Consider the following 24,580-nt stretch of genomic DNA (forward strand, 5'->3'; position numbering starts at 1 on the left):
TTCTGCACGTACCGACTCCCGGCCCGGCCCGAACTCATCGGTCACCCGACGTCCGGATCAGGCCGTACTCGGTTCCTCCTCCGGGGCCGGTGTGGTCGTTCCGGGAGCCGCCGGGGTCGCCGGGGGCGCTGACGGGGCCGCTGCCGTGCGGGGCGTCGCCGCTTGTTCCGCGTCGACGTTGAATTCCGCGAGCAGGGTCCTGCTGAAGCCGAAGAAGTACGTCGCCACGAAGCCCGCGAGGTAGCCCGCCAGCAGCCCGCCCGCGTAGATCGCGATCGACGCGGTCAGCGTGTGGTCGCCCTTGAGCAGCGGGAACAGTGCCCAGCCCGAGGGGCCGATCGCCGTGGAGCCGACCGTGGTGCCCAGCTGGTTGAAGAGGCCGACGAAGCCGCCGCCGAACGCGCCGCCGACGCACGCGGTGATGAACGGGCGGCCCAGCGGGAGCGAGACACCGTAGATCAGCGGCTCGCCCACGCCCAGGAAGCCCGCCGGGAGCGCCGACTTGATGGTCCTGCGGATCGACTTGTTCTTCGGGAGGCGCAGATAGACCGCGATGGCCGAACCCACCTGGCCCGCGCCCGCCATGGCGAGGATCGGGAGCAGCACCGTGTAGCCCTGCTGCTGGATCAGGGTGGTGTGGATCGGGATCAGCGCCTGGTGCAGGCCCAGCATCACCAGCGGCAGGAAGAGGCCGCCGAGGACGAAGCCCGCGACCGCGCCGCCGTGCGCCAGCAGCCAGGTGGCGAAGGTGCCGATGGCGCTGGACACCTGGCCGGCCACGTACATCAGGCCGAAGAGCGTGACCAGGCCGGAGACCAGCACCGTGAGGGTCGGGGTGAGCAGGACGTCGAGGGACTGCGGCATCCAGCGTCTGCACCACTTCTCGACGTACACCGCAAGGACGGCCGCGCCCAGGGCGCCGAGGACGCCGCCCTCGCCGGGGGAGAGCTTCTCGCCGAACGCGGACACGTCCGTCACACCCGCGTAGACGATGATCGCCGCGACCGCACCGCCCAGGATCGGTGTCCCGCCGAACTCCTTCGCCGTGTTGTAGCCGACGAACACCGCGATCAGCGCCATGAAGCCGGACGCGATGGCGGCGAGCGCCGGGGTGACGCCCGGCAGCCAGCCCGCGTTGACCAGCAGACCGTTGATGCCGGCGATGATGCCGCAGCCGATGAGGGCGGGGATCAGGGGCACGAAGATGTTCGCGATCCGCCGCAGGAAGAGCTTGAACGGTGTCGCGTTCTTCGCCTTCCGCGCCGCCTTGATGGCCGCGCCCTGGGCGGCCAGTTCGTCGGCCGTTGCGGCGGCCACGCCGTCCGCGGTGCCGGCTACGCCCCCTGCGTTTCCGGCCACGCCCGCGGGAGCGACCGGAGCGGCTGGGGTGGCCGGAGCGGTGGGTTCCGGCTCGGGCGTGGCTGCCCGGCCCCGGCCCTCCGCCACCAGTGCTTCGAACTCCGGCGTGACGCGGGCGACCGTGCCGGGGCCGAGCACGATCTGGTACGTGTCGTCGTCGACCACACCCATGACGGCGGGCAGGGCCTTCAGCGCCTCTTCCTGTACGAGCGAGCGGTCGGCGAGGCCGAGCCGCAGGCGGGTCATGCAGTGGACGGCGGACGTGACGTTCCGCGCGCCGCCCACGAGGGGCAGGATCGCGGCGGCGACGGCGCGGTTCTTGTCGCCGCGGTTTCCGTCTTCCGGTGTGCTGGAGGAGGTCATGGTGCGTGGCGCCTCTGGTTCAGGTCGCTCTCGGGTCGAGCGGGGGTTCCAGAGTCAACTGGTCCGGGCCGCGGACCGGAGAGCGGCACGCAGATGTCCCCCGGTCTCTTCGAGAAGGTGTGTGGCGGTGGGGGCGTCCACGCTGCCCAGGACGATGAGGATGGCGGTCTTCACCTCGCCCTCGGCTGCGGTCAGCGCCTTCTCGATCTCGGCGTCGTCCGCGCCGGTCGCGAGCGAGACGATGCGGCGCGAGCGGGCGCGGAGCTTCTCGTTCGATGCCCGGACGTCGACCATGAGGTTTCCGTACGTCTTGCCGAGCCGGATCATGGTGATCGTCGAGAGCATGTTGAGGACGAGCTTCTGCGCGGTGCCCGCCTTGAGCCGGGTGGACCCGGTGAGCAGCTCGGGTCCGACGACCACCTCGATGCCGTGCTCGGCGGCGTCCCCGAGGGCGCTCTGCGCGTTGCAGGAGATGCCGATGGTGAGCGCGCCGAGCGTACGGGCGTGCTCGACGGCGCCGATCGCGTACGGGGTGCGGCCCGAGGCCGAGATCCCGACCACGGTGTCGTCGGCGGTGAGCTTGAGCGCGTCCAGGTCGGCCGCCGCCAGCTCCTTGGAGTCCTCGGCGCCCTCGACCGCCTTGACCATGGCGGAGGGGCCGCCCGCGATCAGGCCCAGCACCTCGGACGGGTCGGTGTTGAAGGTCGGCGGGCACTCGCTGGCGTCCAGCACACCCATCCGGCCCGCGGTGCCCGCGCCCGCGTAGACGAGCCGGCCGCCGCGGGCCATCCGCTCGGCGGTGGCGTCGATGGCGGCGGCGATCCGCGGCAGCTGCGCGGCGACGGCCGCCGGAACGGTGGCGTCCTCACCGTTCATCAGCCGGGCGATCTCCTCGGTGGGCAGCTGGTCGATCTCGGCGAGCTCGGGCCGGAACGCCTCGGTGGTGAGGGTGGCCAGCTGGGCGCGCAGCGCTCCGTAGTTGTTGGAGGCGGTGGAGGTCATGGTGTGCGGCTCTTTCCGGTTCAGCGCTTCTGCGGTGGGAGGTGGGGAGGGGCAGGGGAAGACAGGGGGAGACAGAGGGAGTGAGGCGAGGGGCTCAGCGGCTGCTGGTGCGCGGGGTGTGGCGGTGGGCGAGTGCCTCGTACGAAGCGGAGAGCGCCGGCGCCGCCCGGTCGTACGTCCGCTGCATGACCCCGATGAACAGGCAGTCCACGACCAGGAGCTGGCTGGTACGGGAGGACATCGCGGCGGGCCGCAGTTCGCTCTCGCGGGCGGTGGACGTGGTGAGGATGTGGTCGGCGTACTGCGAGACCCGGCCGTCCGGGCGGCCGGTGATCGCGATCGTCGTCGCGCCGTGCTCGAAGGCGGTGTGCAGCGGCTCTATGACGTCACCGGTGGCGCCGGAGTGGGTGATGGCGATGGCCACGTCGCCGGAGCGGAGCTGTACGGCGTTGGTGACGGCGAGGTGCGGGTCGCTGTGCGCGTGCGCTATCAGACCGATGCGCAGCAGTTTCTGCGCGAGGTCCTGGCCGACGAGCGAGGAGGCGCCGACGCCGTAGATGTCGATACGGCGGGCCGTGGAGAGCGCGGAGACGGCGGCGCCGAGCTGCACGGTGTCCAGGGCGGCGGCGGTGTCGGCGAGGGTCTGCTGCTCGTCGTAGGCGAGCTTGGCGACGACGTCCGCGATCGGGTCGTCGACGGCGATGTCGGCGGTGACGGCGGGCGCCCGGCCGGACTGCTGCTGGGCGGCGAGCCCGGCGAGGGCGAGGCGGAGATCCCGGTAACCGGGGTAGCCGAGTATGCGGGCCGTACGGACCACGGTGGCCTCGCTGGTGCCGGTGAGTTCGGCGAGACCGGTGACCGTGAGGGCCGCACAGCCGGCCGGATCGCCCGCGACGGCCTCGGCGACCAGCTGCATCGAGCGGGTCATGGAGGGCGCCAGGGTGCGGACCTTGGCGGCGAGGGCTGCGGGGGCGGGAGGGGCGGACGTGCCGGTGAAAATTTCCTTCACATTGTTGGTCACAAGTGAAAGATATTTTCGCCCCTGGGGGACGTCAACCCTTCCGCAGCCGCCTTCCCGGGCGACAGCCGCCTTCCCGGGGCGGGCAGCCTTCCCCGGGTGCCGGCGGCATTCCGCGGCGACCGGGGACAATGGAGCCATGGATCCCGTGACCCCTCTGGAACAGTCCCTGCACGAAGCGCGGGCGCTGGTGCTCGCCGATCTCGCGTCCCGCGATGTGGCCGAGGCCGATGTGGTCTCGCTGGTGGAGGACGCGGTGACGCACCGCCGCTGGTGGGTGGAGCAGTGGCCGCAGGGCGCCGAGTTCGTCGCCGGTCTTGTCGCCCAGGACGTCCAGGACGCGCTGCTCGAACGGTACGGCCGCTGGCCGCTCTGCCCCGTCTGCCAGGACCCGCACGCCCTGGAGGTCGAGCCGGAACTGGGCCCCGACCCGCACTGGGTCTGCGCCAAGGAGGCCGTGATCGTGGCCCCGGTGGGCGCGCTCTCGTGACGCTCTACATCGACCCGCCGACCTGGCCCGGCCACGGCAGAATGTGGTCGCACCTGGTCAGCGACGTCTCGTACGAGGAACTGCACACGTTCGCCGCGTCCATCGGCTGCCCGCCCCGCGCCTTCGAACGGGACCACTACGACCTGCCGTCGCACCGGTACGCGGACGCGGTGGCGGCGGGAGCGGTCGAGATCGGCTCGAAGGAACTGGTCCGCAGACTCACGACAGCGGGCCTGCGCCGGCCGAAGGGGCGGCCGGCGTAGGGCAGGTCGTCGGTGTGGGAAGCCCGGAGCGCTGTGCCCGTCAGACCGGGAAAGCGCCCGTGTCCAGCAAGCCACCGAAGGGGTCCGGCAGCTTCAGCTGCTCGCCGAACGGGACGCGCTCGCTGTGCTTGTACGCACCGTTCAGTGGCGCGCTGAAGAGTGTCGTCGTAGGGCCGTGCTCGTCGAAACGGTCGATCAGGAGATAGGCGGGCACGGGGGCGTGCGCGTAGGCCCAGAGCTTCTTGGTCCGGTCGTCCTTGGCGTTGCTCCTCGACGTGATCTCGACGACCAGCAGCGCTTCGGCGGCGTCCACGGGATCGCTGGTGTCGGGGTCGGCCGCGGCGATGAGCGACTTCGGCATGACGACCAGATCGGGAACGTACAGCTTGCCCAGGGGCGCGATGTGGATTCCGAGGGTCTGGTAGATGCCCAGCTCATCGGCGAGTGTCCGGTACAGGACGCGCTGCACGGTTTCCGCGATGCCGTTGTGATGTGCGTGTGGTGGCGGTACCACGAGGATCTGCCCTCCGTCGATCTCGGCGCGCCACCCCTCGGGCACGTCCAGCTCCCGCCAGGCCCGCAGCAGGTCGTCCCACGGACGACGGTGCGGCATCCGGTCGTTCTCGGCCATCGCGGCGGTCATCGCGACTCCCTTCTTCGGTGGCCCGACGGGGGCGAGCGTAGATCGACAGCGGCAGGGCATCGCACCGCTTCGCTCAGCGTCCCACGGACGAGTGAACGATGCAGTAACCCTGACCCGGCAGGTCAGACGTTCTCCGTGGCCACCATCTCCGGGGCGAGGTCCGATGAGCGGGCCACCACCCGTGAACCCGAGCGGTACAGCCGCAGTGAGAGCGTCACCGCGATGATCGCCACCACCGTCATGGCCGCGCCCGCCCAGGCCGTCGCCGCGAAGCCGAAGCCGCCGCTGATCACCGCGCCGCCCAGCCAGGGGCCGCCCGCGTTGCCCAGGTTGAAGGAGGCCGTGGTGGTGGCTCCCGCCAGGGTGGGGGCCGCGCCCGCCACGTTGAACATCCGGGCGTTCAGCGCCGGGGCCGTGTAGAAGGCCGAAGTCCCCAGCAGGAACGACAGGGTCACCACCGCGGCCGGGTGGTGGGCCAGCAGGGCCAGGGCCACCAGGAAGACGGTCGAGGCCGCGATGCCGGTCAGCAGGACGCCGAAGAGGTGGGCGTCCGCGACCCGGCCGCCCACCGTCGTACCGACCAGCGCGCCCACGCCGAAGAGCGCCAGCACCGTCGGGACCCAGCTGTCGGCGAGGCCCGCCACATCCGTGAGCAGCGGTGCCAGATAGCTGAACGCGCAGAAGACGCCGCCCGCGGCGAGCGCCGTGACGACGATGGACAGCCAGACCTGGCGGTCGCGGTAGATGCTCAGCTCGGTACGGAGCCGGGGGCGTTCGGCGGGCAGCGGGATCCGGGGGATCAGGGTGGCCACGCCGACGAGGGCGATGGCGGAGGCGGCGCCGACCGCCCAGAACGCCGAGCGCCAGCCCAGGTGCTCGCCGAGGAAGGCGCCCGCGGGGACACCGAGCACGTTGGCGATGGACAGGCCGCCGATCATCACGGCCATGGCTCGGGCCCGGGCGTTCAGCGGCACCATCGCGATGGCTACCGCCGCGCCGACGGCCCAGAAGCCCGCGCAGGCGAAGGCGCTGATGACGCGCGAGGCGAAGAGCAGTTCGTAGTTGGGGGCGAGCGCGCCTGCCACCTGGCCCAGGCCGAAGACGGTGATCAGGGAGATCAGGGTGGTGCGGCGGGGCAGTCGCAGGGTGGCGACGGCGAGCAGCGGGGCGCCGATCACCATGCCGATCGCGAAGGCCGAGATCAGCAGACCTGCCCGCGGGATGGACACGTTCATGTCGTCGGCTATGTCGGGCAGCAGCCCGGACAGCATGAACTCACTGGTACCCAGAGCGAAAACCGCGAGCCCCAGTATGTGGACGGCGAGCGGCATACGGGCGCGTTCGGTGGTAGCGGGCATGCCAGGTGCCAACGACGGCGTAGCAGCTGACATTCCCGCGTTCCCGCGTTCCCGCGTTCCCGGGTTGCCGGGTTGCCGGGTTGCCGGGTTCCCGGGTTCCCGCGCGCCGTGGCGGTGTCCGTTTCCTGGGCGGTGCCCTTCTCCTGTGTGGCCGGATGATGTGGCCAGGTGGTGCAGGTCCGGTGTGTCCAGGTGGTGCGGGTGGGTGGTGCATGGTCACGCTGTGCATGTCACGGGGGACTTGGGGGAGGAGGACAGACATGACGGTGAGCACAGATGCCCAGGAGGCGGACGGCGGGCCGGTGAACGGTTCGTATGTCATGGACACCCGACGTGGCCAGGTCGGCGAGGTCATCGGGCGCGACGCCGGGTTCGTACGGCTGCGGCCGCCGGCGGGCGGCGCCGAGTGGACGTGCCCCGATGACGCCCTCAGGGCGGTCACCGCGCGTGAGCAGTTGATCGCCCGCAACGCGTTGGCCAATGCCCGCAGCCGGGGCGACGTCTGCCGCTGAGCGGGTGGCAGGGTGATGCGCGGCGGTGCGGGTGGGGTCCTGCGTACGGCCTGTGCGGTTCGTGCGGGCCCGCTCGGCCCACTCGGCCCGTTGCGTCAGAGCGTGAGCAGTTCCAGCTCCGTGGCCAGGTTCTGGCGCGCCTTGTCCTCCCACCGCGTCTGCCCGTGAGCCGTGTGGAACAGCCTCGGCAGCCCGAGCAGTTCACGCAGTACCGCCGAGCGGCCCTCGCGGAACGCCTGGTCCGGTACGAAGGCGTACTCCTCCCGTACGGCTGCCGCGTACCGCGCGTACGCGGCCGGGTCCGAGGCCAGGATCGCCAGGTCCGCGTCGCACAGCACCTCACCGTTGGTGTCGCCGGGCTGCGGATCGTGGCCGACGGTCAGCCGGACCAGCCGGGCCACCTCCGCCGTACGGGCCCCGGGCACCCCCGCCTCGGCGAGTGCACGCTCGGCCAGCTGGGCGCTGCGCTCCTCGTTCTCCGAGCGGTCCGGCCGGTACACCGCGTCGTGGAACCAGGCGGCGAGCCGCACGGCCGCCGGGTCGGCCGCGTGTCCGGCGAGGGTGTCGATGTGGTCCAGCACAGCGGTGAGATGGGCGGTCGTGTGGTACCGGCGGTGCGGCTCGGCCCAGCGGGCGAGCAGGTTCTCGGCGTACGGGTCCCGGTCGGGCAGCTGCCCGGTGTGCGGGCCGGCGGCGGGCGTGCCCGGCGCGGTGGCACCCTCGCGGGCGGCGGTGAGGGCCTGGTGCCAGCGGGTGGCGAGGTCGGCGGGGCCGTGGGGCGCGTCCTGAGGCATGACGCCATTGTGCCGGGGCCGGGGCGCCGGGCGGGGGCCGGTGTGTGCCGGTGCCGCGGCCGGTGCGGGCCGGTGCCGGTCGCCGCCCGGCGGATCACCACCTCGTGGGGCCGGGTGCGGGCTGCGGAGGCGGGGGGCAGGGCCGTAGGGTGTCCACTGGACTAGACCTGTAGCCCCTGTTAGCCCTCGCTGGATCCGTGGCCCTCAAAGATAGGGATTTGATGAGCAACCGTGCAGTTCTGGAGGTGATCGCGCTCTCCGCGGAGGACGCGGTCGCCGCCCAGGCCGGTGGTGCCGACCGCCTCGAACTGGTCACCGACATGGCGGCCGACGGCCTGACACCGTCCCGCGAGACGTTCGCGGCGATCCGTTCCGCCGTCGACATCCCCCTGCGCGTGATGCTGCGGCTCACCGACGGGTTCGCGGCCGGTGACGTCGGCGCGCTCGTGACGGCGGCACGGAATCTGCGGGCCGACGGCGCGGACCAGTTCGTCCTCGGTTTCCTGGACGCCGACGGCAACCCCGACCTGGTGGCCGTCGAGCGGATCGTCGCCGAGATCGAGGGCTGCCCGTGGACGTTCCACCGGGCGATCGACCGGGCCGCCGACCGCGACGCGCTCCGCAAGGAGCTCGCCGACCTGCCCGGCCTTGACACCTACCTCACGGCCGGTTCCCCCACCGGGGTCTCCGACGGCATGCCGACTCTGCTCGCGGAGGCCGCGCGCAGAGGGCAGCCGGGGTACGAGGCGCAGATCCTGGTCGGTGGGGGGCTGGGGCTCCCGCACCTGCCGCGGCTGCTGGCGGCCGGGGTCGACGCCGTGCACATCGGGGGCGCGGCCCGGCCCGGCGGATGGGCGCTGCCGGTCGACGCGGACGCGGTACGGGAGTGGCGGCGCGTGCTCGACGGCGGCTGAGGCGAGCGGGGCCCCGCCCAGAACCCCGCTCCTCAATCTCTCTCCCCCCCGAGCTGACGCTGGGAGGTGCCCTCAGGAAGGGCTTGAGATCTGCTCCGGCAGCGGCAGCGAATGCGTCACGATCAGGCCCGACACCGCACGGGTGAGCGCGACATACAGACGGCGCAGGCCGGTGCGTACGTCGGGCTCGCCCGCGACCACCGCCGCCGGTTCGTCCAGCACCACGTAGTCGTACTCCAGGCCCTTGGCGAGCGAGGCCGGCACCAGTGTCAGCCGGGAGTCGGCGCTGGTCTCCTGGCCCGGCTCCAGATGCGCGAGCCCCGCGGCCGTCAGCGCCGCCGACAGGGCGGGGATACGGGCGTCGGCCGCGATCAGGCCCGTCGAGCCCTCGTGGTACAGGGAGTCCTGGCAGGCGGCGACGGCCGCCGCGTCCAGGTCGTCGGCCGTCCGTACCTCCAGCGAGCCGGGGTTCTCCCGTACGGACGAGACGGGCGCCAGCCCCGGTGACATGTGCGGCAGCAGCCGGGACGCGTACGCGATGACCTCACGCGGTACACGGAAACCGGCCGTCAGCTCCTCCACATGCGCGTCGCCCTTGCCCAGATGGTGCAGCGCCTCGTCCCAGCCCGACGTCGCCCAGGGCGTGGTGCCCTGCGCCAGGTCGCCGAGGATCGTCGCCGAACCGGTCGTGCAGCGGCGGCCCACCGCGCGGTACTGCATCGGCGAGAGGTCCTGCGCCTCGTCGAGGACGACATGGCCGAGCGAGTGCGTACGGGCGACCAGATCCCCCGCCTCGTCGATCAGTACCGCGTCCGCCAGGGACCACTTCGCGGACTTCACCGACCGGGCCGGCTTCTCCCACAGGATGGTCCGCTGCTCGTCGGCGGTCAGGATGCCCTCCGCGTGCGCGGCGAGGAACTCCGCGTCGCCGAGCAGCCGCAGCACCAGCTTGTCCGGATCGACCTGCGGCCAGGCGGCCTTGACCACGGCTTTCACCGCGGGGTTACGGGCCACCGCGTCCTGCACCCGGTCGTCGGGCGCCTCGCCCGCCTGTTCCATCCGGACCAGCACGGTGTGCGCGATGCGCTGCGGGAGGGCGTCGCGCGCGGCGCCGTAACGGATGTCGCGGGCCAGCAACTCGCTGACGATCTCCCCGAGTTCGTACGCCGGGATCCGCCAGCGGCGCGAGCCCCTGACGACCATCGCGGGCTCGGTCGGCAGGGTCACATGCGAGCGCAGGGCCCGGCGCAGCACCTCCGCCATCCGGGCGTCGCCCTTGATGACGGCGGCGGCCGCGGTGTCGGTGCCCCTGATCTCGACGCCCGTGACCAGGTCGTCGACCGTGGCCTGCTTGACCTCCAACTCACCCAGCGCGGGCAGGACTTGCTCGATGTAGTGCAGGAAGGACCGGTTCGGCCCGATGACCAGGGTGCCGGTGCGGGCCAGCCGCTCGCGGTGCGCGTACAGCAGGTACGCGACCCGGTGCAGCCCGACGGCGGTCTTGCCGGTGCCGGGGCCGCCCTGGACGCAGACGGTGCCGCCGAGGTCGGACCGTACGATCTCGTCCTGCTCGGGCTGGATGGTCGCCACGATGTCCCGCATCGGCCCGACGCGGGGCCGCTCGATCTCGGCCTGCAGCAGTTTGCTGGTGGTCTGCCGGTCGGATGCGGCCGGGGAGGCCAGATGCTCGTCCTCGTACGCGGTCAGCTCACCGCCCGTGTAGCCGAAGCGGCGGCGCAGCCCGATGTCCATCGGGTCCTTGGTGGACGCCCGGTAGAAGGGCTGCGAGACGGGGGCGCGCCAGTCGATGACCATCGGGTCGCCGTCGGCGTCGTGCACATGACGGCGCCCGATGTAGAACCGCTCGCCGCCGCCGCCCTCGGCGAGCTCCGCGCCGGGGGCGTGCTGGTAGTCGAGGCGGCCGAAGAAGAGCGGGGTGTGCGAGAGGTCGGCGAGCGCCTTGATGCGGTCGTCGATCTGCGCTTGCAGGACGGCGGCGTTGACCCAGTTCGCGGTGACGTCGCGGATGTCGAGCCCTTGGACGTCCTCCCGCATGGCGCGCAGGGCGGCCCGGGAGCCGGTGAGGTGGGCACGCTCGCGGGCGAGGGGATCGGCGGGCGTGCCGTCGGGTGCGTCGTCGGGCGCGCCTTGCAGTGCGTCGTGGGGCGCGCCTTGGAGTGCGTCGTCGGGAATGTCCTGCGGGACGTGCGTGGGCACGGTGGAGCCTCCGGGCGGGTACGGCTGATCACGACGTGGCGGCCGCCGGTTTCCGTCCGGGCGGCGGCGCTCCCTGGGGGAGGCGGGGGAAGGCGCGATTGTAGTCCGGGAGCGGGGGCGCGGGCCAATGGGTTTTCCCACGCGGAGCCATGGCCGGCGCCCAGCGGATGTATGTCGCGCCGCCGTGGCGCGGATCGGGGGAAGTGCTCCGCCCCCGTCACGCCCCGGCCTGGACGAGTTGACGGGTTACGGGCCCTCCGTGAGCGCCGCGGCATGGTCGGCGGCCCACTGGTGGAACGTTCGCGGCGCCGCCCCCAGGATGTCGGCCACCGCGGTGGTGACGTACGCGGGCTGTCCGACCGCCGCGCTCCACGCGGCGAGCAGCATCTCGACCACCGAGCTGGGCGCCGTGCCCTCCGACAGGCTCCGGAACTCGTCCGGAGTCATCTCATCGAACGCGATCCGGCGCCCCAGCGCGTCCCCGATGACGCCCACCTGCGCGGCCTGGGTCAGCGATTCGGGGCCCGTGAGGACGTAGTCCCCTCCGGCGTATCCGTCCCGGTGGAGCATCCGCGCCGCGACAGCCGCGACATCGCGGTCGTCGACCGGTGCCGTCTCGGCAGCGCCGTACGGCCACCGGACGGCCTCCCCGGCCCGGATCGCGGGCGCCCACCAGGCCAGCGCGTTCGACGCGAGCATCCCCGGCCGGATGATCGTCGATTCGAGCCCGGTGGCCGCGATGAGCCGCTCGATGTCGGCGTGCAGCGCCGCCATCGGGTTGGGCTGCTGGAAGAAGGGGTGCGGCGTCCGGTGCGGGGAGGAGAGGAAGACGACTCGCCGTACGTGGGCCGCCAGCCGCTCGACGACTGCCGCGGCGGTCCGGGGCGGGGCGGTCCACACGAGGAAGACCGCGCCCGCGCCGGTCAAGGCCGGGTCGAGCGACTCGGGCACGGTGAGGTCGCCGGTGAAGACCTCGGCCTCCGCGGGCAGCGTCGCCGCCGCATCGGAGCGATGGACGAGGGCGCGCACCGGCACCCCCGCGTCGAGGAGTTGGCCGACGACGGCGCGTCCGATCCGGCCCGTCGCCCCGGTGACGAGCACAGGGGGCATGTCTGTCTGCTGCATGCCGCCATGAAAACGTTACCCGGTTAAAAAAGCAACCGGGTTGCGAATGTTACGGTGGTCCGATGAGCGAGCCGACGGGGCTGCGGGCCCGCAAGAAGGAGCGGACGCGCGACGCCATCGGCGACGCGGCCGTCGCGCTGTTCCTGGAGCACGGCTTCGACCGCGTCTCGGTCAACGACATCGCCGCGGCGGCCGAGATCTCCAAGCCGACTCTCTTCCGGTACTTCCCCACCAAGGAAGACCTGGTGCTGCACCGGTTCGCGGACCACAAGGGCGAGGCGGCGCGCGTCGTACGTGACCGCGGGTCCGGCACCGGGCCGGTAGCGGCGCTGCACCGGCACTTCCGGGCCGGCCTCGACCGGTACGACCCCGTCACCGGCCTCAACGATCACCCTCAAGTGGTGGCGTTCCACCGGCTGGTGTTCACCACACCGAGCCTGGCCGGACGGCTCACGCGGTACCAGCTGGAGGACGAGGAAGCGCTGGCGGACGCCCTCGGCGAGGGCATCCAGGCGCGCCTGCGCGCCGCCCAGGTGCTCGCGGTCCAGCGGGTACTCGCCAGGGCCAACTGGCAGAAGATCGCCGACGGCCGGACGGCCCCCGACGTCCACCCCGAGGCCGTGGCCGACGCCGACCAGGCGTTCAGCCAACTGCGGTGACGGTGAAGGTCACGGGCGATCCCGCGCCGCTCGACGCACCGAACTGACACTGACGCGGAGATACACCGACACCGACACCGACGCCTGCGTCCGGCCACCGGCCACCGGCTACCAGGGCACCTCCTGGTCCTGGTAATTGAGGAACTGCAGGCCCGGCTCGCCGCTGTGGTGTTCGATCGTGTCGACCACGCCCGGGATGGACTGGTCGATGCTCAACGGCGCGTCCGGGCCGCCGAGTTCGGTGCGGACATGGCCGGGGCACATGAGCAGGAGCGTGTGCGCGGCATCGGCGTACCGGACGGCGTAGCTGCGCATCAGCTGGTTCAGAGCCGACTTGCTCGCCCGGTAGACATCCTGGCCGCCCCTGGTGTTGAGGCCGATGCTGCCCTGGCGCGAGGACATGACGCCGATCGTCCCCGTGGGCGTGACCAGTGAGCGGAAGGACTCGACCACGCGCATCGGGCTGAGCGCGTTCGTGACCATGACCTCGACGAACATCTCCTCCGGGACATCGCCGACGGGGATATTGCCCCTGGTGATGGCGGCGTTGACGAACAGCAGGTCGAGGGTGCGCCCCGCCAGGCGGTCGCGCAGCGCGCTGATCTGCTCCGGCCGTGTCGTGTCCAGGGACTCGACCGTGACGCTGCCCCCGGACTTCTCGGCCAGCTCGTGCAGACCCGTACGGCTTTCGCCCCGTACGGTCCCGATGACGTCCCAGCCACGGCGCGTGAACTCGGTGGCGAGGGCGAGCCCGAGCGCGCGGGACGCCCCGACGATGAGAGCGGTCCTGTTGCTCATGCCTGCACCGCCGGCTTCAGGACCTCTTCGCACCAGGTGCGGAAGGTGGTCGGACTCGCGGTCTCGGGGGTACGGCGTACACCGTCGTCGAGGCCGTCGTCCTTGGCCCGCGCCATGTCCACGTAGCCCGCGGCGACCGCCTCCCCGATCCCGTGTCCGGTGAGTGCGGCGCGGCAGTCGTCCAGCGACTGCCGTTCGTAGCGGACCGGGCGGCCGAGCACCTCGGACATGGTGCGTGCCATGTCGTTCGCCGACAGGTCTTCGGGGCCCAGTACCGGGACTTCGCCCGTCCCCGTCCACGAGCGGTCGAGCAGCAGGCCGGCGGCGGCCGCGGCGATGTCCCGGGTGGCGGCTGCCGGAGCTCTGCGGTCGGCGACGACGGTGTCCGTGAACACGCCGTGGTCACGGATCGACGCCACCTGCCGCAGCAGGTTGTCCATGAACGACGGGTTCGCGAGCGCGCGGTAGGCCACGCCCGTACGTGCGATGAGGTCGTCCATGGCCAGCGACGCGGTCACATGCCCGGCGCGACCGGCGGCGGGTGTGCCGCGGCCGAGCGCCGAGACGCCGACGACGTGTCGTACGCCGTGGGTCGTGAACGCCTCCGCCGCGGCGCGGGTGAACCCGGAGTACACCGCGTCCAGGCTCGGTGCCGCCGCGCCCGACGGGACGACCCAGAAGACGGCGTCGGCGCCGGTGAAGGCCCGGTCGACGACCTCGGCGTCGCCGTGGGAGCCGGTGACGACGTCGACGCGTGCGCGGGCCGCTGCGGGGAGTCTGCCGGGGTCGCGCACGATGACGCGCAGCTCTTCGCGCCGTTCTTCGCCCCGTCTTTCACCCCGTTCTTCACCGGGTTCTTCGCGGGGTTCTTCACCGCGGGCGGGGGCCTCGTTGAGCAGGATGTCCAGGAGCCGGCTGCCGATCTGGCCGGTGGGAGTGGTGATGACGATCATGCGTCGAGTCTCGGGCCCGGCCGGTCGGCCGTCCAATACCCTTCCCGGCGATTGATACCTTGAAGGCATGGATCTCGATCTGCGTAAGCTCCGCTACTTCGTCGCTGTGGCAGAGCACCGTCACTTCGGCCGGGCGGCGGAGCAGCTGTACATCACCCAGCCGGTCCTCAGCCGTCAAGTCCGCTCCTTGGAACAGGAGTTGGGGTGCGATCTGTTCACACGGACCACCCGCAGCGTGGAACTGACCGCCGCCGGGAAGCAGCTGTACGAGGAGGCGCAGGGGATCCTCGCGGTGGTCGCGGCGACGGTACGACGGGTCCACGACATCGGCCTGGGCGTCCAGCGGCTCGCGGTCGCCTTCGCGCCCGGCTTGCATGTGTCGGACGCCCTCCGCGTGTTCGCATCGCGCTACCCGCAGGTCGAGACCGACGTGGTCCCGGTGCGCTGGTGGGAGCCGGACGCACCGCTCCGGGACGGCCGGGCCCAAGTCGGCTATCTGCGCCGCCCGTTCGACACGAAGGGGCTGCATACCATCCCCATCGGCCTCGATCCCCGAGTCGCCTGTATGCCCGCGGCGCACCCGCTGGCCTGCCGTGCCGAACTCACCTCGGCGGACCTCGCCGACGAGCGGATGCTCGACGCACCGAAGCGGCGGACGTCGTCACTGGAGGAGAAATTCGAGCTGATCGCCTCAGGACACGGCATCGCACTCGTCCCGCTGAGCGTCGCGCGCTCGTACTCCCGCCCGGATCTCGTCCACCTCCCGGTCACGGACGCCCCAGGGTTCGAGACATGCCTGGCCGCCCGCACGGACCGACGCGACAGACTGGTGCGCGACTTCCAGGAGATCGCCACCGCGACGCTGCGGGGGGCCTGAACGATCGACGGGCAGGCTGAGATCGCCGTTCACCTCGACGCGGCGCAGCTCCGGGCAACTGATTTCCCGTTGTGGAAAGTGCGGGCACTTGCCCTGTGCTTCCCGGCCCCGCCAGGATCAATGACGAACGCACCGGTCACGGAAAGGAACGCCTGTGAAGCCGACCGTGTTGGCGACGACGTGCGACAAGAAGGACTGCCCCACCATTTACAGAACCGATCGTGGAACGATCCTCGTGCAGGGAGAGACCCCGACCGATCACGGTCTGGAGATCCCCGCGCACGAGACCCTGGTGGAAGTCCCCATGGAGCTGATCCTGAAGGCGTTCGGTGATCAGCTTGGCTAGGACGCTCGGGGACATGTTCGACCACTTCTCCCGCGAAGCTTTCCGGCTGGAAACCCTGTGCGACTACAGCGGTTCGGGCAACACGGACGCCTATCGCGCTTTCGTGGAAGGGCAGCCCCGGCCGGAGAACTACAACGCCGATTGGCTGGCAGAGGTGCGGTCGTATGTTGCCTCCGGGCGACGCCTCTACCGCGTCCACGTGTTGGCCCGGCCGTTGACTCCGTATCTGCGGTTCGAACTGGGATGGGGGTACGTCACGAACGCCACAGCCGGTGAGGAGTTCTTCATCCTTGACGTGACCGACCGGCCCAGTCCGCTGCCGGAAGGTGTGGGGGACTTCTGGCTCTTCGATTCTGCCGTTCCTGCGCCGATGCGCTACGCGGAGGGAGGGGCGTTCACCGGGGCCGAGGTGCTTTCGCAGGACGAGGCTGCTGAATTCGTTGCCTGCCGGGACACGGCTCTGAGGCACGCCGTGCCCTTCACGGACTGGTGGGCGAAGCACGGCGAGTGAACCGTTCGGAGTTGGGTGCGGCGCTGCGAGCACTGCGGAACGCTTCCGGCAGGGAAGCCAAAGCAGTCGCCCGTGGCGCTGTCATGTCTGCGAGCAAGCTCAGCAAGATCGAAACCGGCAAGCTCGGGCCGAGTGCGGACGACGTGGATCGCATCCTCACAGCCATTGGCATATCGGAGGATGCAAAGTCGGAGTACATGGACGCCGCTCGGGCGGTGGCGACCGAGGCGACCGCATGGCGGCTGATTCAGCGAGCCGGTCTGCACAAGGCCCAGAGACAACTCAAGTCCGTGGAAGCCCGGATGAGCCTGTTGCGTCTCTTCCAGCCGGCTCTGGTGCCCGGACTGCTTCAAACTCCCGAATACATGCGGGCGGTCCTCTCCCGGCATGAGGATCTGACCGAAGCGACTGTCCGTGAGACCGTCAGCGCGCGGCTCGAACGGCAAACCCTGCTGTACGACGTCAGTAGGACGCTCCGCTTCGTGGTCACCGAACCCGTACTTCGCTGGCTCATCGTCCCCCCCCCGCTGGTCATGGCCGGACAGCTCGATCATCTCGTCAGCATGTCCCGGCTTCCCCATCTGGACATACGGGTGGTGCCCCTGGTGGGCAGGCAGCACGACATACCGAACCACGCGTTCGTGATCCGCGACGACCGCGCGGTGACAGTCGAAACAGTCCACGCCGAGGTCGTCGTGACCGACCCGCGGGATGTCGCGCTGTACGTATCCAAGTTCGACGGTTTCGCCCGCAACGCACTGCGTGGTGACGACATGCGCAGCCTTCTGGGGGCCATCCGCGACGAACTGTTGCAGCAACGGGAATCGGGCTAGAAGCGGCCGTCCCGCAGCACCACGATGGACCTCCGAATGGGAGGTGCAGCACGTATGACGCAGATGCTTACGCCTTGGGGCACGGGCAGGATGATGCCGTACGCGGCCACTGTCGCGGTTCCACACTTCACCCCCGTGATCGACGCAGGCACACAGATCGCAGCGATCGTGGACGGGCACGGGCGCACGGTCGAGCTGGGTGGTCATGGCACCAGCACCAGCGGACTGACACCCACCGCGACCACTCCGGGCGACGGGTCCGGTCCGGGTGGGGCTACGGATACCGACTCGCACGAGTCCTACGACCAGGATCGGAGTTCTGGCTGATGGAGGACCAACGAGGATCGGTGCTGGTGCTGACCAACTCCTGCGACGTGACTGCGGACGTGGTGCTGAGGCTGCTCGCCGGGCGCCGGGTTTCCGTGGTGCGCGTCGATCCGGGAGCCGACTTCCACGAGGGGGCCTCTCTGGCCGCCGCCTACCGCACAGGCGACCAGAGGGGCACCCTGCGTACCCGGAGCCGGGAACTCGACCTCACGCGGGTACGGTCCGTCTGGGTCCGCAGACCGTCGCCCTACGAGGGCGCTCCCGGCCTCCAGGGGCAGGACCGCAGGTTCTCAGCAGAACAGTCCTACTGGGGAACAGGGGGGATCCTCGCCTCCCTCCCGGGAGCGCACTACGTCAACCATCCGTGGAGCAACCGTGCCGCGGAGTACAAGCCCGCTCAGCTCGCGGCGGCCCAACGGAGCGGGTTCCTGCTTCCCCACACGCTGATCACCGACAACGAGAGCGACGCCCGGGACTTCGTGGCACATGAGCGTGGCGGAGTGGTCTACAAACCGGTGTGGAACACGCCCTACCGCATCGGCGATCAGCCGCACAGCGTGTGGGTCAGGGAGGTACACGGTCATGAGATCACCAGTGCCGTGGCTGTGTGCCCGCACATATTCCAGGCCAAGGTGGACAAGGCGTTCGACGTACGAGTGACGGCTGTTGGAGACCGGCTTACCGGAACCAGGATCGACAGCCCTGATCTCGACTGGCGTTACCGGCAGGACCTCATGCGCTGCACTCCGATCGCAATTCCGGAGGCGGTGGCGGACTCCATTGCCTCCTATCTCGCGGACTTCGGGCTGACGTTCGGTGCTTTCGACTTCGCGGTGACAGCCGACCGTGCCTGGTACTTCCTGGAGTGCAACCCCAGCGGCCAGTGGGCGTGGCAGCCGGCCGGGACCACCGACGCTGTTGCCCACGCCATCGCCGACCAGCTCCAGAGAGGCTCTGGCACATGAGCGCATCTGTTCCCTTGCGTGCCGCTCTGGCGGACGCTCTCACCGAGGACGGCACGCTCGCTGATCCCGAGTGGCGCCGAGCAGCCGCGACTGTTCCGCGGCACCTGTTCGTCGGCTCCTACTTCGAACAGGTGCCGGGAAGTGTCCCGACCCGCTATCGGCCCGTCCACCAGGGCGATGCCGGATGGCTGCGCGGCGTCTACACCGACCGGACGCTCATCACTCAACTCGACGGCCGCACCAGGCCCGATGATGTCGCACGCGGAACAGCTGTCGTGGGTTCCCCCTCGTCGTCGTCCACGCTGCCGTCACTGGTCCTGCGCATGTGGCAGCGACTCGATGTCCAGCCGGGGCAGCGAGTGCTGGAGATCGGTACGGGAACCGGGTACTCGACCGCCCTCGGTGCGCACTGTCTGGGCGACGACAGTCTCACCAGCGTCGAGTACGACCCGGTGGTCGGCGCAGCCGCGGCGTCCGCCATCAAAGCAGCCGGGTACGCTCCCCGGCTGATCACCGGGGACGGACTGAGGGGAGATCCGGGCGGGGGAGCGTATGACCGCCTGATCGCCACTTGCTCGGTCCGGTACATCCCCGTGCCGTGGCTGCACCAGGTGAAGCCGGGCGGAAAGCTGCTGGTCACCCTCTCGGGATGGAGCTACGCATCCGGGCTGGCGCTGCTTACGGTGACTGGCCCCGGTGCTGCCGCCGGGCGGTTCCTGACCGGGTACACCAGCTTCATGCCGGCCCGCCCGCACGATCGCCCACCGCGCCCGGCGCTGGTCCTGCTGCCCGGTGAGGAGCGCCCGACCGGGATGGATCCCGCGATCATCGGCACGTGGACCGGAAGCTGGGTTGCCCAGCTCGCCGCACCTTCGGCCGAGCGGATGGGGGCTGGGTCCGAACAGATCCTCTGGGATGTGTCCACCGGCTCCCAGTCGCGGACCGCATCCCGGGCCGACGGTGGCTGGACCGTCGTGCAGCGTGGACCGGTCCGGCTGTGGGATCAGGTCGAAACGGCTGTGCAGACCTGGCAGGGACTCGGCGCACCACACCAGGAGGACTTCGGCATCACGGTCTCTGCGGCCCGGCAGCGCGTGTGGATCGGCGCCGAGGACGGTCCGGGCTGGGACCTGCCGATCTGAGCTGTCCCACCGTGCAGGGCACGAGGGGGAGCAGCTCAGGACCTGTGTGTGCCGGGCCGGGGGTGGTCAGACGGAGTCGGCCTCGCCCTTGACGCCCGCCACGAAGGAGGCGAATGCCTGGGCGGGGATGTCCAGTACGGGGCCGCCCGGGTTCTTGGAGTCACGTACGGGGACGATGCCGTGGGAGGCGATGAGGTTGGCTGCGACCTCTACGCAGTTACCGCCGTTGTTGCTGTAGGAGGATGTGAACCAGCGGGGGGACTCGTCGGTCGTCACGGGGTGCCCTTTCGTGCCTCGTTGATCATGGCCACGGATGCTGCCTGCGACAGTGCTTCGGCCTGTAGTTGATGGTAGGTCGTCAGCATGGGCATCACAGATGCACTCTCCCGGTCCAGGTGTCCCTGCGACTGGGACTCGGCGTAGCAGATCACGGATCGATCCGGCAGCGTCAGGAGATTGACGGGCAGATCGAACGCCCGGCGTTCGCCTATCTCGAACGGTGCCACCTGAAGCACTGTGTTCGGCAGCTCGGCAAACTGCACCAGACGGGCCAACTGGGCCTCCATGACGGCCGCTCCGCCAATGGGCCGGCGGATGCAGCTCTCATCCATGATCACGAACAGCATGGGCGGACGGGCTCGCATGACGGCCGCCTGCCGCTCAGCCAGGAACGAGACGCGTTCGTCCGCCTGGCCGGGCGTGATGGCATCCCGTCGCACCGAGCTTTCGGCCAGCACTTTTGCGTACTGGGGTGTTTGCAGGAGCCCGGGGATGATTCCGATCTCGTACAGCCGGATCTCTACCGCCCGGCCCTCATGGCCCACGTACTCCGGGAACCCTTCCAGGAGCGAGCCGCGCCGCATCTCGCGCCACTCGCGCTCCAGCGAATCAGCAGAACCGGCAGTACCGAAGGCGAGATCGGCCTTACGCGAGAAAGGGAGGGTTGGCGGCTTCCTGCCAGTTTCAACAGCCGAAATGTGCTGGCTCGAATAGCCCAGGTTCTCGCCTAGATCTTCCTGGCTCCAACCATGCTTCTCCCGCAACCTGCGGAGGTGTGCTCCATATGCAGCCTCCGGGCTGCTCTCAGGGTCCAGCTCCTTGCGGTTGACCATGCGCGCGCCCAACCCTTCCTTCGTTTCTGATTACTTGAAGGGTTCCTGACTCTAGGCCACGCTGAGCCCACTCGGTAGCGGAACGACTACAGAGAGGAGCGGGCGTTGCCCTGGGATCGCATCCCCGTGACGGAGCAACTGGGCCCCGAAGCAGCCCGGTTGGCATCCCTGGTGGCGGACGGCGGGTTCTGGCGGCTGGCGCCGGCGTGGGTGCCGCGTACCGGATACGCGCCACCCACCAAGGACCTGCTCCGCGATGTCATCGCCGGACTGGAAAGGCAGTTGGACCGAATGAGCGAGCAGCCCGAATTCGAGATCTCCGTACTCAAGTGGCCGCCCTGCCGGTGCGGCAACCCGATCTGTCCCGACGCCCCGGCGGACGACGCCGACGAGTCGTCCACGACGGACCGGCTTCGTGAGCGGGTCAGTGACGACAAGGGGGTCAGGCCATGACGGATTTCGGTCCGGTCGATCGTGGGTACTGGACGAACAACGACCGGGAGAACGCCGAGGACGCTGCCACCGCGTTCGTCAACGCACTGCGGCGGCTCCAGGTCGACTTCGACGACATCGGCATCGAGGAGCCGTGCGCGGCCTGCAACCACCCCGCCCACATGATCTCCCTGGGCTCCATCTCCGTAGCGGAAGCAGCCCAGTTCGCCCACCGGATCAATCGCCGGCTCGATGGGCTCGGCGAACTGGACGGGAGTCCGTGAGCGATGCCGTCAGCGGTGCAGCGGCCCGACCACGTCCTCGACCGTGCGCAGTGCTTCCTCGCTGCGTACGAGTTCGGTGATGTGCTCGATGTCGGTGTGGAAGAAGCGGTCCTCGGCGACCGTCGGTACGGTCTCCCGGATCCTGGCGCGCAGCGCGTTCGTGGCCGGTGAGGGGGCGAGCGGTGCCAGCAGGTCGAGTGCCTGTACGGCGCACATCACCTCGATCGCCACGACGTAGGCGAGTTTGTGTGCCGCCCGGTACGCCTTCAGCGCCGCCAGGTAGGCGTTGCTGACCGCGTCCTCCTGGCCGGCCGATGTGGGGACCGTGTCCGCCGACGCGGGCACCGCGAGTGAGCGCAGCTCCATGGAGAGTGCGGCCGCCGTGTACTGCGCGATCATGTAGCCGCTGTTCAGCCCCGGCCTGGGCGTCAGGAACGCGGGCAGCTCGCTGAAGTTGCTGTTGACCAGGCGGTCGGTGCGGCGCTCGGAGACCTTGGCCAGCACCGCCATCGCGTTCACCATGGAGTCGGCCTGGATGCCGACGTACGTGCTGTCGCAGTTCGCCCCCATCAGCGCCACCCCGTCCTCGCCCTCGGGGTGGATGACCGGGTTGTCGCCCACCGAGTGCAGTTCCTCGACGATGACCTCCCTGGCCTGGGCGAGCGCCCGCCTCGCGCCGCCGTGCATCTGCGGGACGGCGCGCAGGGCCAGGCTGTCCTGGAGCCGGTGGTCGATGAACTCGGCGCTGAGCGCGCTGGATTCGGTCAGCCGACGCAGGTTCTCGGCGACCGCGGCCTGCTCGGGGTGCTTTTTGCGTTCCTGCAGCCGGGCGTCGTAGGCCCGTACGGTGGCCTTGAGTGCCTGTACGGACAGGCTCGCCGCGACATCGGCTGTGGCCGCTGCGACATTGGCGTCATAGGTGGCCAGGACGGCTATCGCGGTCACCGAGTGCGTCCCGTTGGTGAGCGACAGCCCTTCCTTGCAGCCGAGCCGCGCCGGCTGCTCGCCGATCCGGCTCAGTGCCTCGGCCCCGGGCAGCAATTCGTCGCCGTACCAGGCCCGGCCCTCGCCCAGCAGCACCAGGGCCATATGCGCCTCCGGGGCCAGATAGCCGACGGAGCCCTCGCCCGGTACGTAGGGTGTGACGCGGGAGTTGAGCATCCGCCGGATCAGTTCGAGGGTTTCGATGCGGATGCCGGAGAAGCCTTCGCCGAGGCCGGTCAACTCCATGAGAGCGATGGCGCGGACGATCTCGACGGGCAGTGGTTCGCCGACCGAAACGGCGTGTGAGCGCACGATGTTGCGCTGCAGCTGCTCGGCGTCGGCCGGGTCGATCACCTTCGTGACGTTGTCGCCGAATCCGGTGGTCACGCCGTACACCAGGCGGTTCTCGGCCAGAAAGCGCTCCACCAGCGCGCGTGATGTGCGTACCCGGTCGGCGTACGTCGCGTCGAACTCGACCCGGGCGCCGTGGCGTGCGACCGCGACGAACTGCTCGACGGTGATCGGCTCATCGCCCAGGGTGACGGCGGCAATCTCGCGGGCAGGCATGAGGAATCCTCTCGCGTCTGGCATGTATTCATTCACTCGACACGTCAATGAATCATTTTATGTAGCCGGTGGCAAGAGTGGAGACCCGCGCCGTGCGACCGCCGTAGGTCTGCCTGTTCGGACCCTGGCTCTGCCCTTGCTTACCTGGCTTCCTCCGACCGGTTCGCGTAGAAAGGCAAGTTGACCAATGGCCTGACCAGAGCTGAGGAGAGCTATGGAACCCGCGCAGCGCGAGACGTCCGAGGCGAAGAGGGATACGTCGGCGGCTCGCCGCCTACGGCCTGCGGACCCGGCGCGTACCGCAGCTCCACGCGGGATCCTCGGGCTGCAGAGCACCGCGGGTAACGCGGCCGTGGTCCAGATGCTGCGCCAGGCCGGGCACGAGGAGACGCCGGAGCTGCACGAGCACGGCGCCGGCTGTGGGCACCAGGCGGCGGGGCCCGCGGTGCAGCGTGCCGCGGCCCAGGACGTCCTGCGGCAGCCGGGAAGCCCGCTGGACAGTTCGGTGCGCGCCGAAATGGAGGCCAGGTTCGACACCGGATTCTCCGACGTCCGTATCCACGCGGACAGTTCGGCCCAGGCTTCGGCGGCCGAGCTGGGAGCGCGCGCGTACACATCCGGCAGCCATGTGGTCATCGGTCAGGGCGGCGCGGACAAGCACACGCTCGCCCACGAGCTCACGCACGTCATCCAGCAGCGCCAGGGACCGGTCGCCGGTACGGACAACGGCAACGGTCTGCGGGTGAGCGACCCCTCCGACCGGTTCGAGCGCGAGGCCGAGGAGAACGCCCACCGGGTGATGAGCGGAGCGGTCTCCACCAGCAGTGCCGATTCCGCGGGGAGTTCGGGACCGGGCGACGGCGCCACGTCGGAGGGTGAGCAGCCGACGGTCTCCCGGGCCATCCAGCGGGCCTACCGGGGCCGCCACAAAGTCTCCTACGCCTCCTCGTCCAGGAGCGGGGTGGGCAGCTACATGAAGGCCGAACTGCACGCCAAGGACGTGAAGTACGGCGGCAAGCCCAAGGTCAAGCCCAGCTGGTGGCCCAAGAAGGGGACGCCGACCGGGGACTGGTTCGCCAAGTACATGGTCCAGGGCCACCTCCTCAACGACAACCTCGGCGGCCCCGGCGACACCCTGGACAACCTGACGCCGCTCACCAAGGGCGGTAACCGCAAGCATCACGAAATGACGGAGTACAACGTCAAGGCCGAGATCCAGGCCGGCCGCATAGTCGAGTACACGGTGGAAGCAGTGTTCGACGGGCAGGTGACCGGGGCGAGCCTGGGCGCGACAGGCTCGGTCGCGGCAGAGATCGACAAGTACTACGCGCAGTCGATTCCCACGTATCTCGACTGCCAGACGACCGTCTACGACCCGAAGACGGGCAAGGAGCTGTACGGCGAGGGCTGGATCGTGCACAACACGATGGCCTAGTGCCGCATCAGGCGACGTTTGCCCTGTTGTCGCCCGGCGGTGTCGGCTTGATCGAGCCGATGCAGCAGATGGGCGGCGTCCATCCGGCCCCGGCGAGGAACTGTTCGGCGTCGATGTCTCGTTGCAGGTCCATGCCGGTGGCCTGAGGCTGTCGCTGAGCGGGGTCTCAGCTACCGGTTCGCCGCCCACCGCCGGCCCGCGGCTGGCGGTGTGAGGGCGTCTCCCCCAAGGTCCACTGCGTCCTCACCTCTATATCCGAGGCGATCGACGCCCCTCCGCCGGACGAGCGTGCCAGGG

The 24,580-nt window shown here is 70.2% G+C and carries 29 protein-coding genes; 15 read left to right on the plus strand and 14 right to left on the minus strand.

Translation table 11 applies throughout. The features are described from left to right. Positions 1–57 precede the first annotated feature (57 nt). The 3 genes from OG510_RS21200 to OG510_RS21210 form a co-directional block, all read right to left on the minus strand. Positions 58–1,722, minus strand: a complete 1,665-nt coding sequence (locus OG510_RS21200) for a PTS transporter subunit EIIC (RefSeq protein WP_406138750.1) — start codon at positions 1,720–1,722, stop codon at positions 58–60. A gap of 54 nt (positions 1,723–1,776) precedes the next feature. Beyond that, on the minus strand, positions 1,777–2,724 hold the full coding sequence (gene murQ / locus OG510_RS21205) for an N-acetylmuramic acid 6-phosphate etherase (protein ID WP_406138751.1): 948 nt from the start codon (positions 2,722–2,724) through the stop codon (positions 1,777–1,779). A 94-nt stretch (positions 2,725–2,818) separates the two neighbouring features. After that, positions 2,819–3,745 carry a MurR/RpiR family transcriptional regulator gene (locus OG510_RS21210; protein ID WP_406138753.1) on the minus strand — a complete coding sequence of 309 codons (927 nt, stop codon included), beginning with the start codon at positions 3,743–3,745 and terminating at the stop codon, positions 2,819–2,821. Between the two features lie 136 nt (positions 3,746–3,881). On the opposite strand from OG510_RS21210, the gene OG510_RS21215 reads away from it, so the two are divergent. Together OG510_RS21215 and OG510_RS21220 are read left to right on the plus strand one after the other, a co-directional pair. Next, positions 3,882–4,232 carry a hypothetical protein gene (locus OG510_RS21215; RefSeq protein ID WP_164262680.1) on the plus strand — a complete coding sequence of 117 codons (351 nt, stop codon included), beginning with the start codon at positions 3,882–3,884 and terminating at the stop codon, positions 4,230–4,232. Further along, positions 4,229–4,495, plus strand: a complete 267-nt coding sequence (locus tag OG510_RS21220) for a DUF4031 domain-containing protein (RefSeq protein WP_406138754.1) — start codon at positions 4,229–4,231, stop codon at positions 4,493–4,495. The genes OG510_RS21215 and OG510_RS21220 overlap by 4 nt, the downstream gene beginning before the upstream one ends. Before the next feature lie 40 nt (positions 4,496–4,535). Here OG510_RS21220 and OG510_RS21225 read toward each other — a convergent pair whose 3' ends face one another. Together OG510_RS21225 and OG510_RS21230 are read right to left on the minus strand one after the other, a co-directional pair. Continuing rightward, entirely contained in the window at positions 4,536–5,138 is a 603-nt protein-coding gene (locus tag OG510_RS21225; RefSeq protein WP_406138755.1) for a Uma2 family endonuclease, read from the minus strand. 122 nt (positions 5,139–5,260) lie between these two features. Further along, complete coding sequence (locus tag OG510_RS21230; RefSeq protein WP_406142471.1) at positions 5,261–6,469, minus strand: Cmx/CmrA family chloramphenicol efflux MFS transporter; 1,209 nt, start codon at positions 6,467–6,469, stop codon at positions 5,261–5,263. A gap of 287 nt (positions 6,470–6,756) precedes the next feature. Between OG510_RS21230 and OG510_RS21235 the strand changes: the two genes are divergently transcribed. Next, complete coding sequence (locus OG510_RS21235; protein ID WP_164262684.1) at positions 6,757–7,008, plus strand: hypothetical protein; 252 nt, start codon at positions 6,757–6,759, stop codon at positions 7,006–7,008. A gap of 95 nt (positions 7,009–7,103) precedes the next feature. Here the strand turns inward: OG510_RS21235 and OG510_RS21240 are convergent, their stop codons facing one another. Then, positions 7,104–7,802, minus strand: a complete 699-nt coding sequence (locus OG510_RS21240; protein WP_406138757.1) for a hypothetical protein — start codon at positions 7,800–7,802, stop codon at positions 7,104–7,106. A 221-nt stretch (positions 7,803–8,023) separates the two neighbouring features. On the opposite strand from OG510_RS21240, the gene OG510_RS21245 reads away from it, so the two are divergent. After that, on the plus strand, positions 8,024–8,716 hold the full coding sequence (locus tag OG510_RS21245) for a copper homeostasis protein CutC (RefSeq protein ID WP_406138758.1): 693 nt from the start codon (positions 8,024–8,026) through the stop codon (positions 8,714–8,716). A gap of 72 nt (positions 8,717–8,788) precedes the next feature. Here the strand turns inward: OG510_RS21245 and OG510_RS21250 are convergent, their stop codons facing one another. After that, a complete protein-coding gene (locus OG510_RS21250) occupies positions 8,789–10,870 on the minus strand; it encodes a HelD family protein (protein WP_406142472.1) in 2,082 nt (693 codons plus the stop codon). A gap of 309 nt (positions 10,871–11,179) precedes the next feature. Continuing rightward, positions 11,180–12,058, minus strand: coding sequence for an NAD(P)H-binding protein (locus OG510_RS21255; RefSeq protein WP_406138760.1), 879 nt, complete (start codon positions 12,056–12,058; stop codon positions 11,180–11,182). A 62-nt stretch (positions 12,059–12,120) separates the two neighbouring features. On the opposite strand from OG510_RS21255, the gene OG510_RS21260 reads away from it, so the two are divergent. Continuing rightward, on the plus strand, positions 12,121–12,717 hold the full coding sequence (locus OG510_RS21260; RefSeq protein WP_406138761.1) for a TetR/AcrR family transcriptional regulator: 597 nt from the start codon (positions 12,121–12,123) through the stop codon (positions 12,715–12,717). A 108-nt stretch (positions 12,718–12,825) separates the two neighbouring features. Here OG510_RS21260 and OG510_RS21265 read toward each other — a convergent pair whose 3' ends face one another. Both OG510_RS21265 and OG510_RS21270 read right to left on the minus strand, forming a co-directional pair. After that, positions 12,826–13,515: an SDR family oxidoreductase gene (locus OG510_RS21265; RefSeq protein WP_406138762.1), complete on the minus strand. Its 690-nt coding sequence runs from the start codon at positions 13,513–13,515 to the stop codon at positions 12,826–12,828. Then, positions 13,512–14,468 carry an NAD(P)H-binding protein gene (locus tag OG510_RS21270; RefSeq protein WP_406138764.1) on the minus strand — a complete coding sequence of 319 codons (957 nt, stop codon included), beginning with the start codon at positions 14,466–14,468 and terminating at the stop codon, positions 13,512–13,514. The genes OG510_RS21265 and OG510_RS21270 overlap by 4 nt, the downstream gene beginning before the upstream one ends. A gap of 67 nt (positions 14,469–14,535) precedes the next feature. Here OG510_RS21270 and OG510_RS21275 point away from each other — a divergent pair, with 67 nt between their 5' ends. The 7 genes from OG510_RS21275 to tgmC all read left to right on the plus strand — a co-directional run bounded on the left by OG510_RS21275 (position 14,536) and on the right by tgmC (position 19,469). Continuing rightward, positions 14,536–15,345 carry a LysR family transcriptional regulator gene (locus OG510_RS21275; RefSeq protein WP_406138765.1) on the plus strand — a complete coding sequence of 270 codons (810 nt, stop codon included), beginning with the start codon at positions 14,536–14,538 and terminating at the stop codon, positions 15,343–15,345. A gap of 154 nt (positions 15,346–15,499) precedes the next feature. After that, entirely contained in the window at positions 15,500–15,691 is a 192-nt protein-coding gene (locus OG510_RS21280) for a hypothetical protein (RefSeq protein ID WP_406138767.1), read from the plus strand. A gap of 13 nt (positions 15,692–15,704) precedes the next feature. Further along, on the plus strand, positions 15,705–16,202 hold the full coding sequence (locus OG510_RS21285; protein WP_406138768.1) for a DUF6879 family protein: 498 nt from the start codon (positions 15,705–15,707) through the stop codon (positions 16,200–16,202). After that, a complete protein-coding gene (locus OG510_RS21290) occupies positions 16,199–17,035 on the plus strand; it encodes a helix-turn-helix domain-containing protein (RefSeq protein WP_406138769.1) in 837 nt (278 codons plus the stop codon). Before OG510_RS21285 ends, OG510_RS21290 begins: the two co-directional genes overlap by 4 nt. A 54-nt stretch (positions 17,036–17,089) precedes the next feature. After that, a complete protein-coding gene (tgmA, locus tag OG510_RS21295; RefSeq protein ID WP_406138770.1) occupies positions 17,090–17,362 on the plus strand; it encodes a putative ATP-grasp-modified RiPP in 273 nt (90 codons plus the stop codon). Next, positions 17,362–18,327, plus strand: a complete 966-nt coding sequence (tgmB, locus tag OG510_RS21300; RefSeq protein ID WP_406138772.1) for an ATP-grasp ribosomal peptide maturase — start codon at positions 17,362–17,364, stop codon at positions 18,325–18,327. Before tgmA ends, tgmB begins: the two co-directional genes overlap by 1 nt. Continuing rightward, positions 18,324–19,469, plus strand: a complete 1,146-nt coding sequence (gene tgmC / locus OG510_RS21305; RefSeq protein ID WP_406138774.1) for an ATP-grasp peptide maturase system methyltransferase — start codon at positions 18,324–18,326, stop codon at positions 19,467–19,469. Before tgmB ends, tgmC begins: the two co-directional genes overlap by 4 nt. Positions 19,470–19,535: 66 nt before the next feature. On the opposite strand, the gene OG510_RS21310 is transcribed toward tgmC, so the two are convergent. Together OG510_RS21310 and OG510_RS21315 are read right to left on the minus strand one after the other, a co-directional pair. Next, positions 19,536–19,745, minus strand: coding sequence for a DUF397 domain-containing protein (locus tag OG510_RS21310; protein WP_406138775.1), 210 nt, complete (start codon positions 19,743–19,745; stop codon positions 19,536–19,538). Then, positions 19,742–20,581 carry a Scr1 family TA system antitoxin-like transcriptional regulator gene (locus OG510_RS21315; protein WP_406138777.1) on the minus strand — a complete coding sequence of 280 codons (840 nt, stop codon included), beginning with the start codon at positions 20,579–20,581 and terminating at the stop codon, positions 19,742–19,744. Before OG510_RS21315 ends, OG510_RS21310 begins: the two co-directional genes overlap by 4 nt. Before the next feature lie 126 nt (positions 20,582–20,707). Between OG510_RS21315 and OG510_RS21320 the strand changes: the two genes are divergently transcribed. Continuing rightward, entirely contained in the window at positions 20,708–21,034 is a 327-nt protein-coding gene (locus OG510_RS21320) for a hypothetical protein (RefSeq protein WP_406138778.1), read from the plus strand. Then, positions 21,031–21,297, plus strand: coding sequence for a hypothetical protein (locus OG510_RS21325; protein WP_406138780.1), 267 nt, complete (start codon positions 21,031–21,033; stop codon positions 21,295–21,297). Before OG510_RS21320 ends, OG510_RS21325 begins: the two co-directional genes overlap by 4 nt. 9 nt (positions 21,298–21,306) lie before the next feature. On the opposite strand, the gene hutH is transcribed toward OG510_RS21325, so the two are convergent. Continuing rightward, entirely contained in the window at positions 21,307–22,848 is a 1,542-nt protein-coding gene (hutH, locus tag OG510_RS21330) for a histidine ammonia-lyase (protein WP_406138781.1), read from the minus strand. Between the two features lie 214 nt (positions 22,849–23,062). Here hutH and OG510_RS21335 point away from each other — a divergent pair, with 214 nt between their 5' ends. Then, positions 23,063–24,283, plus strand: a complete 1,221-nt coding sequence (locus OG510_RS21335) for a DUF4157 domain-containing protein (RefSeq protein ID WP_406138783.1) — start codon at positions 23,063–23,065, stop codon at positions 24,281–24,283. 7 nt (positions 24,284–24,290) lie between these two features. Here the strand turns inward: OG510_RS21335 and OG510_RS21340 are convergent, their stop codons facing one another. Continuing rightward, positions 24,291–24,416, minus strand: a complete 126-nt coding sequence (locus tag OG510_RS21340; protein WP_406138784.1) for a hypothetical protein — start codon at positions 24,414–24,416, stop codon at positions 24,291–24,293. Between the last annotated feature and the right edge of the window lie 164 nt (positions 24,417–24,580).

The sequence above is a fragment of the Streptomyces sp. NBC_01089 genome (assembly GCF_045162975.1).
Classification (GTDB): Bacteria; Actinomycetota; Actinomycetes; order Streptomycetales; family Streptomycetaceae; genus Streptomyces.